Origin of the sequence: Rhizobium sp. BK619 (assembly GCF_014195245.1) — a bacterium.
GTDB classification, from domain to species: domain Bacteria; phylum Pseudomonadota; class Alphaproteobacteria; order Rhizobiales; family Rhizobiaceae; genus Rhizobium; species Rhizobium acidisoli.
Genome location: NZ_JACIBH010000017.1, coordinates 134,281 through 148,902 on the forward strand (window position 1 = coordinate 134,281; position 14,622 = coordinate 148,902).

The window sequence follows — 14,622 nt, forward strand, 5'->3', positions numbered from 1 at the left end:
GGTGCTGTGGATCGCGGCCGCGTGCCGCTAGCCTCCCCTGTCGGTTGCGGGCTGAATGCCGGCCGCCGTCAGCACCGCGTTGCGCGTGTGCTGTTCGGGCAGAAGCTCGGCAAGAAGCTCGGAAAAATCCATGCGGCCGCGACGCACCAGCGTTTCGATCGACATGGAGATCGGTGAATGGGGCTCCGTGCGGCGGAAATAGCGCGCAACGGCGATCAGAAGTTCGAAGGCTTCTTCCCGCGAACGAATCGCCTCAGCGCCGGCTGGCCGCGTGCGAATGGCCTCAGCCTCACCGGCATCGCCTGTCTGCAACGGCTCCAGCCCTTGCGGGGCAGGCGTTTCAGATGTGGCCGGGGAGGCTTCGAGGCCGGCGATCATCCGGATTGCAGACGCCGCCTCCTGCAAAGCATTGCGTGTATTCGAACTCGGCGGCGCCTGGTCGCCGCAGTGTTGGTCAAGTATTTCGACCATGCGGTCGAAGGCGGCGATGCACTCGGTCAGCACTCCGAGATAGGCTGACATCTGAGCGACACCGGCTTCTGCGGCCGCCTGCTGCAATTCCTTGCGCCGTTCGGCTTCGTTCGGCCGCTGCGAAAGCTGGAAATCCCAGAGCGAAAATTGCGCGAACTTCCCGTCCGGGATCAACGATGTCAAACGAATAGCCTGGATGAGGGTTCCCTCGCCGCCCACACCGTTGAGGCCTGCGAAGGGGGCGAACCGTTCCTCGAAATCGCCGTCGCCGATCGAATGCAAAGCGTCAAAATACTTGTCTAAAAGCGACGCGGTTGCAACATAGACATCGCGCAATCCTGAGAAGCCGCGCAGCCGCAGCTGTGCCTCCGCAAGCCAGGCCAATACTTCGATATCCTTGCTTCTGGAAGAAAGGATTTGCAATCCAAGATTGCTAACATCATGCCAAGCAGGTGCAAGCGAAATAACATCACCAGGAGAAATACTACGTTCGGCTGTACGAGCGGCGTTTCTCGCGTCCTTAATTCTATAGTATATTTCACGTGACGAAGTATTAACTCGCACGTTTTCTCCGCACGGGCGATCTTTTTCAAGTGGATCTGTAATTTCGTGGACGTTCACGCGGTTAAATACCTCAAAAACAAGAGCATACGGCAGAGATTTGACATTTTGGGCGGCCTGTATTGGCTTGTCAACCATCTCTCGATGATGACGGATTTATGACGACTTTCGATATGCTCATTTTTTAAAATAGAGTCGTTTTTCTTCTGGACAAGGGTTTATGAGCGCCCTAGTTGTTGCTTCGCATCACGAGAGCGCACTGAATTTCGACGTAAAAACAGGACTAGCGGATGTCCCATATCGATCTCAATCGTCTGATAAGAACGCTTGAGCCCAATCTACGTGTCGGTCTTGAGACAGCGGCTTCGCTCGCCGTGCGTCATCAGCACGCCGTCGTGGACATCGCCCACTGGCTGCGCTGCCTGCTTGATATTGCGGGCTTTTCTGCCGTTTTCGAAGAACTCGGGATCTCCTCCGCGACGCTGAGGACGGAGCTCGACGCGGCAATCGCCGACATCCCACGGGAGGATGGCGCCGCCCTTGCGCTCTCGCCCAATCTGCTTGCCCTTGGCCGGGAATCCTTTCTGGTTGCATCGCTGCAATGCGGGCGCAATGTCGTGCTGCTTGCCGATCTGCTTGCCGCATTGCTGAGCGATCCGGCATTGCGCGCGCTTATCCGCGGCATCGCCCCGTCGCTGCGCAACCTCGACAGAGCCAAGCTCGACAGTTTGCTGGAGAAAGCGGCATCCGCTCCGTCGGAACAGCTTTCCATGCCAGCCACGCCGGCCGGGGACAATGAATTCCTGCGGCTCTATACCCGCGACATGACCGCCGACGCCCGCGCCGGCCGAACCGACCCGGTCATCGGCCGCGACCGCGAATTGCGGCAGGTGATCGATATCCTGATGCGCCGGCGACAGAACAATCCGATCCTCGTCGGCGAGGCAGGCGTCGGCAAGACCGCGGTGGCCGAAGCGCTGGCGTTGGAGATCGCCGGCGGCAATGTGCCTGCCCGGCTGAAGGACGTGAAGCTGCTGCTCCTGGATCTCAGCCTGCTGCAGGCGGGTGCCGGCGTCAAAGGCGAGTTCGAACGGCGGCTGCATGGCGTCGTCGATGCGGTGAAGACCTCGCCGCAACCGATCATCCTGTTCATAGACGAGGCGCACGGGCTGATCGGCGCCGGCGGACAGGCGGGGCAGGGCGATGCCGCCAATATTCTGAAGCCGGCTTTGGCGCGGGGCGAATTGCGCACGATCGCGGCGACGACCTGGAGCGAATACAAGCGCTTCATCGAAAAGGACGCCGCCCTGACCCGCCGCTTCCAGACCGTGCATGTCCGCGAACCGGATGAAGAGGCGGCGATCCGCATGCTGCGCGGCGTGGCGGAAGGCCTGAAGACCCATCACAAGGTCCGCATCCGCGACGAGGCGATCGTCGCCGCCGTTCGGCTTTCGGCGCGATATATCCCGGACCGGCAGCTTCCTGACAAGGCGATCAGCCTGATCGACACGGCCGCCGCGGCCGTGGCGCTTGCACGCCAGACGGTGCCGGAGGCGCTGAAGCTGCTGACCGACGAACGCGATCTTCTGGAAGCCGAGGCCAACTGGCTCGGGCGCGAACCGGAGACGGCGGAAAAGCTCGACCGGCTTGGTGCAATCGCTGCCAAGCAGCAGGAGATCGCCTTGGAGATCGAGGCGATCCGGTCGAAATTCGACGAGGAAAATCGGCTCGTCCGTGAGGCCGACCGGCTTGAGGAGTTCTTCTCGCCCGACGACGCCGTCGTCCCGCTGGCGCCGGCCGACAATCCCGGCGACGGCACGAACGTGGCGCCTTTTCCGCCGCAGGCGATGACTGCCGAAAGCGCCCGGGCAGCCCTTGCCGCGACCGAACGGAGCCTCGCTGCCGTTGTGGATCAGACGCCGCTGCTGCCGCGTGTCGTCGACAAGGAAGTCGTTGCCGCCGTCGTTGCCCGCTGGACCGGGATACCGTTGGGCAAGCTGCTCGCCGACCAGATCGAGACGGTCAAGACGCTCGATGCCAGGCTGAAGGAGAGAGTGCTCGGTCAGGACGCGGCGATCGAGCGGATCGCTTCGGCCATGCGGGCGGCTCGCGCCGGGCTTTCCGATCCGCGCCGGCCGCCGGCCGTTTTCCTCTTGGTCGGCATGTCCGGCACCGGCAAGACCGAAACGGCGCTGTCGCTCGCCGACATGCTTTATGGCGGCAGCCGGTATCTGACGACGATCAACATGTCCGAGTTCAAGGAGGAGCATAAGATTTCCATGCTCCTCGGCTCGCCGCCCGGCTATGTCGGTTACGGCGAAGGCGGCGTGCTGACCGAGGCGGTGCGGCGCAGACCCTACGGCGTGCTGCTGCTCGACGAGATCGACAAGGCCCATCCCGGCGTCCAGGAAATCTTCTACCAGGTGTTCGACAAGGGAACGCTGCGCGACGGCGAAGGCCGCGACATCGATTTCAAGAACACCACCATCGTCATGACCGCCAATACCGGTTCGGAGATGATCGCCGCTCTTTCCGCCGATCCCGACACGATGCCGGAAGGCGAGGCGCTGGAAGCGCTGCTGCTGCCGGAATTGCAGAGGCATTTCAAACCGGCCTTCCTCGGCCGCACGACGGTGCTGCCCTTCATGCCGCTTGGGCCTGAGACGCTGTCCGGCATTGTCGACATGCAGATCGGCCGTATCCGCGAGCGGGTAGCGGCCACCTACGGGACGACGCTTTCACTGTCGCCGGAAGCCCGCGACGCGCTGATTTCGCGCGCCCGCACCAGCGAGATGGGCGCCCGCGCGATCGAGGTGATGATCGCGCGCGACCTCTTGCCTGTGCTTTCCACATTTTTCCTCGATGCCGTCGCGGCGGGGAAGAAAATGACCGGGATCACCATCGCTTACGATGGGCAACGCTTCGGCCTCGATGCCGAAGAGGCTGCCCCACAGGAATTCGGCACGCCGGGGGAAAACCGGTTGTCGGATGAAGTAGCCCCGAGCCGCAAGCGCACTCGGGGAGCAGGACGAAGAAAGGCGACGACGCCTTAGACGCAACGAGGCACTCAACCGCCAATAGGAGAGCTGACAGCATGCCGATTTATCTTCAGATCGACGGTATCCAGGGTGATGCGACCCACGAACAGCATCGCAAATGGATGGACATCGAAGCCATCCACTGGAACGTCGCCCGCAACATGAACACCTCCGCCGGTTCGGCGGCAAACCGTGAAGCTTCCGAGCCGACCGTTTCGGAAGTGATCCTCACCAAGGTCAGCGACTCCTCGTCGACCAAGCTTTTCCAGGAGGCCTGCTCGGGCCGTACCGGCAAGCGCTCCGTTATTCATCTGGTGACGACGGGCAATCCCGGCGACACCTATATCGAATATGCGCTCGAGAACACGCTGATCGCCAGCTATTCGATCGATTCCAACGGCGACCGCCCGGTCGAGACGATCAAGCTGAACTTCACCAAGATGGAAGTGAAGTACACGCCTTACGACGACAAGCACTCGCCGCAGTCGCCGATGATCGCTTCTTACGATCTCGCCACTACCAAGGCCGCTTAATATCAGACTGGAACGGGCGCCTCTCATGATGGCGCCCGTTCACTCCATCCTCGTCGCGAGCTGAAGGAAGTCTTTCCCATGGGCGGATTGGCCATCGATAATGTGAAACTGACGAACTACCATCTCATCGTCGAGGAAGTGTTCGACGAAAGCGTTTTCGGCATGGTCGCGCCCAGCATCAAGATCAAGGGCGTCAAAGGGATAGGAACCAGCCATCTTCAGGTGATGCGCAGCGTTTATACCCTCGCTATCGGCGAAGATGTTTATTTCAAGGGTCGCAAGCTGCAGGGCTCGCCGGGGGCACGGGAGTTGCTTTCGGAGTTCTTCGAATCCGGAACGCAGCTGACCACCCGTCCAAACGGTCGCACGACGGTCATGCACCGCTATCTTGGCAAGAAGAATATCTTCACGGCCAAGGCGCTGGAGCATTACAAGGCTTCCGTTACCTTGAATTTCCTTCCCATCTACGGCGAGGATCCGGCGCCGACCCGTCTGCTTTACGGCAATCCGGCGGTGACCTTCATTCAGAAGACCGGGGAGCGGCCGATGGCAGCCGCCTACTTCAACGGCAACAACAATCGATTGGAACTTCTTCATTATTTCGATCGGCGCACCCTTGTCGACGGCTTTCTGAAACGCTTCTCGGAAGCATCCAGTGCGGCCGTAGGCTGAGAGGTCGTTATCGATGAACGACATGTCGTCCGCCGCCGATTTCATCCAGGCGAACCGTATTCTGAAGATCGTCTCGCCGCTCGGTGAAGACCAGCTTCTGCCGGAGCGGGTGACGATCGAGGAGGGTATTTCCTCACTCTTCGAGATCAGGGTTTCGGCACGCGCCAAGAAACCATCCGTCAAGCCGGAGGAACTGATCGGCCGGCTGATGGATGTTTCCGTCGAGGTGCAGCAAGGCGACGGCGAGGGCGGCGTACGCCGGCCGTTCAACGGCCTGGTGACCGAACTCAACGAGGGACCGCCGATCACCCGTGGCTTGCGCTCCTATTCCATGGTCCTGCGCCCACAGATGTGGCTGCTGTCGCGCCGGTCCGACTGCCGCATCTGGATGGACAAGACCTCGGTCGACATCGTCGAGACGCTGTTTTCCGAACACGGCATCCCGGCGCCCGACACCTCGGGCGTCATCACGCCCCCGCCGCCGCAGCATTATTCTGTGCAGTGGAACGAAACCGACCTTGCCTTCCTCACCCGCCGCTTCGAGGAGGACGGGCTGTTCTATTGGTTCTCGCACGAAGACGGCAAACACAAGCTGCATATGGCCGACAGCGCCCGTTCCTGGCTCGGCCCGTCGCCCTCGGCGCAGGGCGAGGGGCAGGTCCGCCTGGCGCAGGGCTCGGCCGACCGAAACCACATTACCGAGTGGAGCCGTCGTTATTCCTATGTGCCGGGGCAGCGGGCCGGCGCGGACTGGAATTTCGAGACGCCGCGCATGGTGCCCGGCACGATGACGCCGTCGCTGGTGCAGATGCCGGAGGCGACCAAACGCGAGCTCTACGAATATCCGGCGCGCATTTCTTCCGTCGCTGAAGCCGAGCGGGCGGAAAAACTCAGGATGCAGGCCTCCGAAGCCGACCACGACCGGGTCTTCGGCGGCTCGACATCCCGCATCCTGGAGGCGGGACGCCGCTTCACCCCCTATGAAGTCGCCCACCCCGACCATGCCTATGAGGAGCATGTGGTGGTCAAGGCTGAACATACCGTCGTCGACCGATCCTACGAGACCAATAGTAACGAGCCCGAATACACCAATACCTTCGAAGCAGTCCCTTCACGGGTATCGATGACGCCACATCGCGAGACGAAGCGGCCGCGCATCGAAGGCACGCAGGTGGCGATCGTCGCCGGCCCCGCCGGCGAGGAGATTCATCCCGATCAATACGGCCGCATCAAGCTGTGGTTCCCCTGGGACCGCAAGGCCAAGAAGGACGGCTCCGACACCTGCTGGGTGCGGGTGGCGCAGAACTGGGCGGGCTCCACCTGGGGCGGGCAGATCATTCCGCGCATCGGCATGGAGGTGATGGTTGCCTTCATCGACGGCGACCCCGACCGGCCCCTGGTCACCGGCGTCGTGCCAAACCCGGCCAACGCGGTCCCCTACGACCTGCCTGGCAACAAAACGCGCATGGTCATGCGCTCGAACACCCATAAGGGCACCGGCTTCAACGAAATGACCTTCGAGGACGAGGCCGGCCAGGAGAACATGTTCTTCCATGCCCAGAAGGACCAGACGACGCGGGTGCTGAACGACCGCACCAAACGCATCGACCGCCACGAAGTCTCGGCCATCGGCGCCAACCGGACGGTGGAAGTCGGCGGCAACCAGAAACACGAGGTCGGCGGCTCGATGAATACGGTCGTCGGCGGCACGGGGCCGATGGCGATGGCGCTGATGGGAGCGGTCAGCGGTCTCTCTGGACATACGGCGGGGCTATTGGCACAGGCCGGCCAAATTGCAGGCGGCGGCGGGGCGGGGCTTGCAGCCTTTGCCGGCACGGTTGCTTCTTCTGCCCTCGGTTTTCTTGGCGCCGGCGGGCTTGGCAGCCGCGACGGCGTAGTGTCAGGGCCATCGCCGAGAGCCGATGCCGGCACTGCACTCGCCGGCTCCGGCACGGGCGTTGGCGATGCGGCCTCCGGCCTCTTTCCGCTCCCCGGCATCATGAACACGATCGTCGGATCTTTCCAGTCGACAACCGTTGGCGTCGCTAAGGCTGAGCAGATTGGTATGAGCAAGATCACGAATATCGGCCAAATCGAGATGCGGCAGGTTGGCAAGGAGCAGCAAATTTCCGTCGGGGAGAAGATCTCAGTCGATGTCGGCAAGCTCTACAACATAGTTTCCGGTGAGAAATACCACGGCGAGGCCAAGGTATGGGAAATCTACGCCGAGGATGAAATCCGTTTCTCTGCGCCTGGCGGCTACATAGTTATCAACAAGAAGGGGATAAAACTCTATGCCCTTAAGATCGATATCGAGGGCAATAGGATCAACTTCAAGAAAGGCGGTCCGGGCAAGGGTCCGTCGTGTCTCAAGAAGATGTCGCAGTCGTCAACGCCGTTTGTGAGGGCATAGGCGACATGGACACTCAGACTATCGAAACTCAGGATACTGAAGCAAGCAATGGTGTTTTCCGAGTAGCACTCGACACTATGCCTACGCCATTGTTTGCCGTCTTAGATGGTGGACACTTTGACGATCTGGAAGATGAGCTGGCGGATGCAGACATTGCCAGCCGTTCGCTCTTCTTGAAAGGCGGTAACGATGAGATGCGGCGAGATGGTCCGTGGCTGGTCACCTTAAAAAATAGGAGCATACGCGAGCACATCGAGGAACTCGCGCTGGAGAAACCATGTGCCGTGTTCTGGTCATGTCAGGCTGGCGAAGACGCATTGTGGCGGCACTTGCGCGGCATTAATCAAGTGTTAGTTCCCGATGACAGAATTTTGCAAAATGGGCGGCCGGCAGGCAAGCCGATAGTGTATGAGCGGGTATTATTTCGACACTGGGATCCGAACGTCTTGGGCAGCTTCCTGCCACTTTTCTCCATGGAGCAGTTTGCTCGTATCTTCGGACCAGCAACCGCGATCCTTGCTAACGTCACCAACAATGGCAGGTTTAAACGCGCATTACGGCCCCCAAATTTGCCCGAAGCGCCAGGAGGGCTTCTTAAGATCGAGCCGGCGCAGATCGAAATTGTCTCGCAGGCCAAGATTTCCACGATGGTTGGGCGGGTTTCTGAATACCTCAGCTCAGTCGCGGGAGAGAAATGCAGAGAATTCTCCAACAATGAACTTACGGCCTTCGCATATGGCTCGGTTAGAGAATCGATCGATCTCGGAGTTACATCTGAAGGATCACATTGCCGGTGGGCCTATCTAAAACTTCTGTCCGGAGGACGCGTATCAACTTCACCGCAGGTGATGAGGGCGATGAGGGCTGACGACACTGATATCTCGCCTAATGATAGGGTCAAAATCCTGATGCAGAAGATCATGCAAGAAGTGAAGGGGGGCTGACGTTGGCGGCCATCTTGCTATATCCGCCCTTCTGGGTGGGAGTTGGAGAGGCCGCCACCGCGGCAGCTCCGTGGATTGCTGGAGCGCTGGGGTTGGCTGTGACCGCAAAAGTCGCTTCAGACCACATCAATAAAGCAGAGGATGGGGCTCAGGCGCGGGATCAAGCGGGCACAGATACCTGCACAACGGGAAACTGCCCTTGCCACGGCGTCGCAGTAATTTCTAAAAGCAAATATCCCGAGTCCGCACAGCATATTCTGGATGCGCAAGCGGCAGGCAAGCCTTCAATCCTCACAATCGACCGACCAGGTGCTGCCGCGCGCAGGGCTGCTGCAACCGGTGGATACCCAAGAGTGCCAAACATGCAACCCGACGAGTATCCACCAGCAATGTTTCTCGAAGGTGGCGCCGGTGCCAGCGTACGAAACGTTGCTTCCGGTGATAATATGGGTGCCGGAGCTTCCATGGGCAATCAGCTCAGGAAGTATAAAGATGGTTGTAAAGCTACAATTACAGTTGGACCTTGATCATGGCTGATATATTTCCTCTTTTCGTTAGCTATCAACAGGTGGCAGTGTTTAATTCTAACCTGGACAGTCCCTTTAACGACTGGGGTCCACGACACGTCTCGCAAGGGTTTTCTTGGCGCTCTGAAAGTGTTTCGTTTAGGATTCCTGATGGGGAAATGTGTATGATTGAAGTGCTTCGGGATGCTGAATCGCCGACCCTTGGCGGTGTATCCACACGCGAAATCTTGACTCCTTTTGAGCTCATTGAGGATAATTCCGTAATCATCGGCTCAATCACTGACGAAAATAACATTTCCATCCTCGAGAGAGGAAAATATCAGGTAATTTTTGAATTACTGCCAGGCGGAACGAATGAGCTGCACAAATTTGACCATGGTATTCGATTTAGGTTTGTAAAAAAAGACGACGCCGTCTTTGAGATCCGTAAGGCAGATCAAGAGATGGATACGTCTTCACCATTAGATCTGCATGCTCAAGCAGCTCAGTGAGCTAGGAGTGTTGAGTCGCGACGTTGACATTCAGTCCGTTGGTGTTGCGGATATCGTGTGCAGGCCGATGGAAGAGCGTGACATCGTTCGTGTACACCATATCCATACCGATTGTCTGACGCGCTCTTTAGCGGAGTATTATACCCCTCTTCAAATCAGGACATGGCTAGAGGGCCGTACTTCTCAAGGTTATTGGTATGGCATGCTGGCGGGCGAAGGATATCTGGTCGCTGAACATAAAGGCTTGGCCGTTGCGTTCAGTAGCTGGCAGGGAAGCGAGCTGCTCTCGCTGTTCGTTTGCCCTGAGAGGCAGAAGTCTGGGGTTGGCTCATTTTTGCTAAGATGCACCGACAGGTTTGCTGAGATAAAGTATGTCAAGGCAACCTTGAATGCGACTGGTTTCTATACGAATTTTGGGTTCCAGCTTATATCGACTGGTTATGTCGAGAAGCGGCGGATCAGAATTCCATATGTGCATATGCAACGGCTTTGAAATTCACTTGTCGGTCCGATGTTCGATCATGGCGCCGGCTTGTAACATGCATTCACGAAAATAATTTGGGAGGCTGATTTGGGGCAACCTGTAACACTCAAAGGTCAAATGCACGTCTGTCCAGCGTGTGATCCCGGCCCCAGGCTTCATGTCGGCGGACCGGTACAAACGACCAACCAAGACTTCGTCAAAGTTAACGGTATTCCTATCGCAACGGTGGGCGACAAGTGCCTGTGTACAGGCGTTCCAACTACGGCAGCGATCACTGGCGGGTCTTCGGTAGCGAAAATCAACGGCAAAGATGTTGCGCGTATGGGCGATTCCTGCGAGCACGGCGGCCGGCTCGTGCAAGGCGAGACTTGGCTGACATTTGAATAGTTGGACCCGGCGTTCCCTGCACGCCGGTCACGATATTCGGGAACCCAGTCGATAACGATCCCAGCCTCGGGGGGCACTACGACACCGCGGTTCCAATTTTCGCGATGTTCTATGGGTTGTCGGCCAACAGGATATATTCCGCTTAGATGGAAATGAATGGGAACGGATTGAGCATCCTGATCTTTAAAGCGGAACCTGTGTCGCCGACACATGCGACGGATGCTGCTACTGGCGGGGGGTAGCGGCATTAGCTTCCCGCGCAAGCTCTTTGGATCGGCCGTGGACAAAGGAGTAGATAATGAGCACCGTGATGTATGATGATGCGATCCACAGCCTGCGAGACAACGGGATCGACATTCTCGGGACCAAGAGCGCGACCGAAGAAGATTTGAAGCAGATCGAGACCCGGCTCGGCGTGTCGCTGCCGGTGTCGTATAAGAAGATGCTGTCCGAATATGGAGCGCTCGAGTTCGACACGGTTGAGATTTACGGTTGGCTCTCCCAAGGCATCGACGCGAAATTCATCACCAATGTTGTGTACGCCACGGAACGAGAACGCGCCGATGGCCGGATCAGCGAGACGATGATCCCGTTTCTGACGGCGGGTTATGGTCCCTTCTTTGTGATGGATTGCGCCGAGATGAACGCGGACGGCGAGGCGCCGGTCTACGAGGTGTCCGCTGGCGGATACGCGAACGGCAAGGACAAGCTCGCGGACAGCTTTGGCGAGTTCCTGCGCAACGAAGTGCGACGCACTCTGGACGCGCGCGCCCAAGGTGGTCCGGAATTCGATGGCGACGACGAGGATTCGCCACCGTCACGTGAATTCATCAGCGAATACTGGAAGGATCGGGCAAAGGACTTCGAATAAGTCCGACGCCTGACCGATAGTCCAACTGAGGCCGGGAGGGGGCGACCGAGTTTCCATGGCTGGTTATTTCGATCAACGGGGATTGGACGGAAATTATATGGCGTCTTACGTTTCCCTTAAAGGTCACAACCACACTTGCCCGATGGTTGAACCGGGACCCAAGCCGCATGTCGGCGCCGATTTCGCAAACGCAGACATTGGTGACCGTCGACGGCGTGCCGGTTGCCGTTGTCGGCGACAAATGCACCTGCGTGGTCGGCGGGCCCAATACGGTCAGCGGCGGCTCGTCGATCGTCTTTATCGAAGGCAAGGCCTTGGCCCGAATGGGGCTCGGTGCGCATGGTCGAGACAACGAACGGCCCGGGGTGGAATGCGGCGTATCGGGATCGAGATCCTGATGATCCCGACAGCATTGAAGCGCCAACCGATCTCAACGATGAGAAAGCCAGATTCTCCGCTGAGATCGCGGCATTGGCGACGGCTGTCCTGGGCGGAGATCTGACGCGGCGGATGAACGCCGACTACGCCGATCCGGATCTCTCGCGTTCGGCCATTATCCTCAATGAACTGATCACGTCGATTGGCGATAATCTGTCCGATTTCAACGACGCGATGGCCGCGCTCGCCCAGGGGGATCTCCATCGCGGCATGCGGGACAAACATCGCGGCGCCTTCGGACAATTGCAGAAGAACTGCAATCTCGCCCTGGCGACGGTCCGCACGGTGCTGGGCGAACAGGGTTCGGGCCGGTTCACAGAGAAGGCGACGAAATTTCGGCGGATGCTGGCGGGCGTCAGATCGAAGGGTGTGGCTTTCGAAATCCGGGCCTCCGATGATGAATCGAGGCCAATTCCTTCGCCTCCCCATGATCTCTGGCTGAAGCTTGTCGATGCGCTGGATGGTTTTTCGGCCTGAACAACGACCGCGCCACAGCCGCAATGGCCGTTGTGGCGCGCTGATGCGTTTCGTCGTCAGAAGGGATAATGCTGGGCGGAATCCTCCACCGTGATCCAGCGCAGATCGGTGAATTCTGTGATTGCCGCCTTGCCGCCGAAGCGGCCGTAGCCGCTGCCTTTGACGCCGCCGAAGGGCATCTGGGCCTCGTCATGCACGGTCGGACCATTGATGTGGCAGATGCCGGATTCGATGCGCGCGGCAACCGCCATTGCCCGCTGGATGTTGCGGCTGAAGACGGCCGATGACAGGCCGTACTCGGTGTCGTTGGCGATCCGGATTGCTTCCTCCTCACCCGAGACGCGAATGATCGGCTTCACCGGGCCGAAGGATTCTTCCGCATAAACCCGCATATCAGAGGTGACGTGATCGAGCAGCGTGGCCTCGACTACGGTGCCCGAGCGTTTGCCGCCGGCCACGAGTTTGGCGCCCTTGGCCGTCGCATCGGCGATCAGCTCTTCCATTTTCTTGGCGGCATCGAGGCTGATCAGCGAGCCGAGCACCACATGGCCGCGCGGATCGCCGGCCGGGAGCTGGCTGGCGCGGGCGGCGAGTTTGGCGACGAATTGATCGGCGATCGAGCTATCGACGATGATCCGCTCCGTCGACATGCAGATCTGCCCCTGATGCATGAAGGCGCCGAAAGTGGCGGCGTTGACCGCGCCGTCGAGATCGGCGTCGTCGAGGATAACCAGTGGGGCCTTGCCACCGAGTTCGAGAAGGGCGGGCTTGAGATGCTTGCCGCAGGTCTCGGCGATGATCTTGCCGACTTTGGTCGATCCGGTGAAGTTGACGCGCTTGACGGCGGGATGGGCGATCAGCGCGGCGACGATCTCGGGCGCATCCTCAGGCGCGTTGGTGATGACGTTGAGGACGCCGGCGGGCAGGCCCGCTTCGGTCAGCACCGTTGCGATCAGCCGGTGCGTGCCCGGGCATTGTTCGGATGCCTTGAGGATGGCGGTGTTGCCGCAGGCGATCGGCATGGCGATGGCGCGGGTCGCGAGGATGACGGGCGCGTTCCAGGGGGCAATTGCCAGGCAGACGCCGGCCGCCTGGCGAACGCCCATGGCGAGCGTGCCGGGTTTGTCGGAGGGGATGATTTCGCCTGCGATCTGCGTCGTCATGGCGCCGGCCTCGCGCAGAATGTTGGCGGCGAACATGACGTTGAAGCCAGCCCAGGGCGCGGTGGCGCCGGTTTCCTCGATCATCAGCTGGGTAAACTCGCCCACCTTGGAATCCATGATGTCGGCGGCCTTCATCAGGATCGCGCGGCGCTGCCCCGGGCCGGTCTTCGACCAGGCGGCAAAGGCGGCGGAGGCGGCATCGGCGGCGGCTGCGGCATCCTCCAGGCTCGCCGCGGCGGCGCGGCTGGCGAGCTTTTCGGTGAAGGGGTCGATGCGGTCATAGGTCCGGCCGTCGGAGGCCGGGCGGTCTGCGCCGTTGATCAGCAGGGAAATATTCATCGTAGGTCTCCTTAAGAAAAAACTAGAAGCCGAGGACGTCGGCGTTGATGGATGCTTCGAGGCCGCCGTCGGCGGCAAGATTGGCGCCGTTGATCCAGCGTCCGCCATCCGAGCACAGGAAGAGCACGGCGGGGGCAATATCGGCTGATGTGCCGGCGCGGCCGACGCGGGTGATGTCGCTATCGACCCTGGCATCGCCGAGCACGGCGCGGAACTGTTTAAGGATCGGCGTTTCCACCGGCCCGGGGCTCACCGCATTGACGCGGATGCCGCGCGCTTTGAACAACGGCTGATGGGCTGCGCGCATGGTCCAGAGCAGCAGCAACTCCTTGGAAAGCGGGTAGCCTTGCTCGTCCTTGAGGCCGTGTTCGGCGACGATCGCCGCCACATCCGGAAAGCCTTCGATCGATGTCAGCGATTTCGCCCGTTCGAGATTGGCGCGCCAGCCGTAGCCGGCGATCGAGGCGACGTTGACGATGGCGCCGCCTTCGCGCAGTCGCGGGGCGACGGCTTCCGACAAGGCGCGCAGACCGTAGAAATTGACCGCGAGCGTCGAGACGACGCCGGTATTGCCGGAAAGGCCGGCGACGTTGGCAAGCGCATCGAGACGCGCCGGGAGCCGCGCAACGATCTCGGCGACGCCCGATCGCGTGGACAGATCGCCCTTGATGAAGGCGGCGCTTCCATTGGCCGGTTCGCGCACATCGACGCCGATCACCTCAGCGCCCATCTGGCCGGCCAACTCAGCCGTCCGGGCGCCGATGCCCGAGGCCACGCCGGTCACCAGGATTGTTTTACCAAAAAGCATGAATG

15 protein-coding genes are annotated in these 14,622 nt (G+C 60.0%); 12 read left to right on the forward strand and 3 right to left on the reverse strand.

Annotation, left to right across the window (positions count from 1 at the left end; all coding sequences use genetic code 11):
* Positions 1-27: 27 nt before the first annotated feature.
* Entirely contained in the window at positions 28-1,092 is a 1,065-nt protein-coding gene (gene tssA / locus FHX14_RS28965; RefSeq protein WP_184380478.1) for a type VI secretion system protein TssA, read from the reverse strand.
* A gap of 230 nt (positions 1,093-1,322) precedes the next feature.
* On the opposite strand from tssA, the gene tssH reads away from it, so the two are divergent.
* The 12 genes from tssH to FHX14_RS29025 all read left to right on the forward strand — a co-directional run bounded on the left by tssH (position 1,323) and on the right by FHX14_RS29025 (position 12,307).
* Positions 1,323-4,085: a type VI secretion system ATPase TssH gene (gene tssH / locus FHX14_RS28970; RefSeq protein WP_184380382.1), complete on the forward strand. Its 2,763-nt coding sequence runs from the start codon at positions 1,323-1,325 to the stop codon at positions 4,083-4,085.
* Positions 4,086-4,126: 41 nt separating this feature from the next.
* Positions 4,127-4,603 carry a type VI secretion system tube protein Hcp gene (locus tag FHX14_RS28975; RefSeq protein WP_003592330.1) on the forward strand — a complete coding sequence of 159 codons (477 nt, stop codon included), beginning with the start codon at positions 4,127-4,129 and terminating at the stop codon, positions 4,601-4,603.
* 78 nt (positions 4,604-4,681) lie between these two features.
* Positions 4,682-5,275 (forward strand): hypothetical protein, encoded by a 594-nt coding sequence (locus FHX14_RS28980; protein ID WP_184380384.1) that lies wholly within the window; start codon positions 4,682-4,684, stop codon positions 5,273-5,275.
* Between the two features lie 13 nt (positions 5,276-5,288).
* The gene (tssI, locus tag FHX14_RS28985; protein WP_184380386.1) at positions 5,289-7,688 is read left to right on the forward strand and encodes a type VI secretion system tip protein TssI/VgrG; all 2,400 of its coding nucleotides are present in this window, start codon (positions 5,289-5,291) and stop codon (positions 7,686-7,688) included.
* 5 nt (positions 7,689-7,693) lie between these two features.
* A complete protein-coding gene (locus tag FHX14_RS28990; protein ID WP_184380388.1) occupies positions 7,694-8,632 on the forward strand; it encodes a DUF4123 domain-containing protein in 939 nt (312 codons plus the stop codon).
* A gap of 98 nt (positions 8,633-8,730) precedes the next feature.
* The gene (locus FHX14_RS28995; RefSeq protein ID WP_348649275.1) at positions 8,731-9,159 is read left to right on the forward strand and encodes a NucA/NucB deoxyribonuclease domain-containing protein; all 429 of its coding nucleotides are present in this window, start codon (positions 8,731-8,733) and stop codon (positions 9,157-9,159) included.
* 2 nt (positions 9,160-9,161) lie between these two features.
* Positions 9,162-9,650: a competence protein ComJ gene (gene comJ, locus FHX14_RS29000; RefSeq protein ID WP_184380390.1), complete on the forward strand. Its 489-nt coding sequence runs from the start codon at positions 9,162-9,164 to the stop codon at positions 9,648-9,650.
* A complete protein-coding gene (locus FHX14_RS29005) occupies positions 9,631-10,143 on the forward strand; it encodes a GNAT family N-acetyltransferase (RefSeq protein ID WP_184380392.1) in 513 nt (170 codons plus the stop codon). Before comJ ends, FHX14_RS29005 begins: the two co-directional genes overlap by 20 nt.
* A 108-nt stretch (positions 10,144-10,251) precedes the next feature.
* A complete protein-coding gene (locus FHX14_RS29010; protein WP_157179821.1) occupies positions 10,252-10,521 on the forward strand; it encodes a PAAR domain-containing protein in 270 nt (89 codons plus the stop codon).
* Between the two features lie 298 nt (positions 10,522-10,819).
* On the forward strand, positions 10,820-11,392 hold the full coding sequence (locus FHX14_RS29015) for an SMI1/KNR4 family protein (protein ID WP_184380394.1): 573 nt from the start codon (positions 10,820-10,822) through the stop codon (positions 11,390-11,392).
* Positions 11,393-11,559: 167 nt separating this feature from the next.
* Positions 11,560-11,790: a PAAR domain-containing protein gene (locus FHX14_RS29020; protein WP_348649274.1), complete on the forward strand. Its 231-nt coding sequence runs from the start codon at positions 11,560-11,562 to the stop codon at positions 11,788-11,790.
* Positions 11,791-11,863: 73 nt separating this feature from the next.
* A complete protein-coding gene (locus tag FHX14_RS29025; protein WP_246713488.1) occupies positions 11,864-12,307 on the forward strand; it encodes a chemotaxis protein in 444 nt (147 codons plus the stop codon).
* Positions 12,308-12,363: 56 nt separating this feature from the next.
* Here the strand turns inward: FHX14_RS29025 and FHX14_RS29030 are convergent, their stop codons facing one another.
* Entirely contained in the window at positions 12,364-13,809 is a 1,446-nt protein-coding gene (locus tag FHX14_RS29030; RefSeq protein WP_184380398.1) for an aldehyde dehydrogenase, read from the reverse strand.
* A 22-nt stretch (positions 13,810-13,831) separates the two neighbouring features.
* A complete protein-coding gene (locus tag FHX14_RS29035) occupies positions 13,832-14,617 on the reverse strand; it encodes a coniferyl-alcohol dehydrogenase (protein WP_184380400.1) in 786 nt (261 codons plus the stop codon).
* Positions 14,618-14,622 lie beyond the last annotated feature (5 nt).

Excerpts from the sequence above, each read along its gene's own strand:
- FHX14_RS29035 (WP_184380400.1), bottom strand. The coding sequence starts at position 14,617 with ATGCTTTTTGGTAAAACAATCCTGGTGACCGGCGTGGCCTCGGGCATC.
- FHX14_RS29015 (WP_184380394.1), top strand. The coding sequence starts at position 10,820 with ATGAGCACCGTGATGTATGATGATGCGATCCACAGCCTGCGAGACAAC.
- FHX14_RS28980 (WP_184380384.1), top strand. The coding sequence starts at position 4,682 with ATGGGCGGATTGGCCATCGATAATGTGAAACTGACGAACTACCATCTC.
- comJ (WP_184380390.1), top strand. The coding sequence starts at position 9,162 with ATGGCTGATATATTTCCTCTTTTCGTTAGCTATCAACAGGTGGCAGTG.
- FHX14_RS29005 (WP_184380392.1), top strand. The coding sequence starts at position 9,631 with ATGCTCAAGCAGCTCAGTGAGCTAGGAGTGTTGAGTCGCGACGTTGAC.
- tssI (WP_184380386.1), top strand. The coding sequence starts at position 5,289 with ATGAACGACATGTCGTCCGCCGCCGATTTCATCCAGGCGAACCGTATT.
- tssH (WP_184380382.1), top strand. The coding sequence starts at position 1,323 with ATGTCCCATATCGATCTCAATCGTCTGATAAGAACGCTTGAGCCCAAT.
- FHX14_RS28975 (WP_003592330.1), top strand. The coding sequence starts at position 4,127 with ATGCCGATTTATCTTCAGATCGACGGTATCCAGGGTGATGCGACCCAC.
- FHX14_RS29010 (WP_157179821.1), top strand. The coding sequence starts at position 10,252 with ATGCACGTCTGTCCAGCGTGTGATCCCGGCCCCAGGCTTCATGTCGGC.
- FHX14_RS29020 (WP_348649274.1), top strand. The coding sequence starts at position 11,560 with ATGTCGGCGCCGATTTCGCAAACGCAGACATTGGTGACCGTCGACGGC.
- FHX14_RS29030 (WP_184380398.1), bottom strand. The coding sequence starts at position 13,809 with ATGAATATTTCCCTGCTGATCAACGGCGCAGACCGCCCGGCCTCCGAC.
- FHX14_RS28990 (WP_184380388.1), top strand. The coding sequence starts at position 7,694 with ATGGACACTCAGACTATCGAAACTCAGGATACTGAAGCAAGCAATGGT.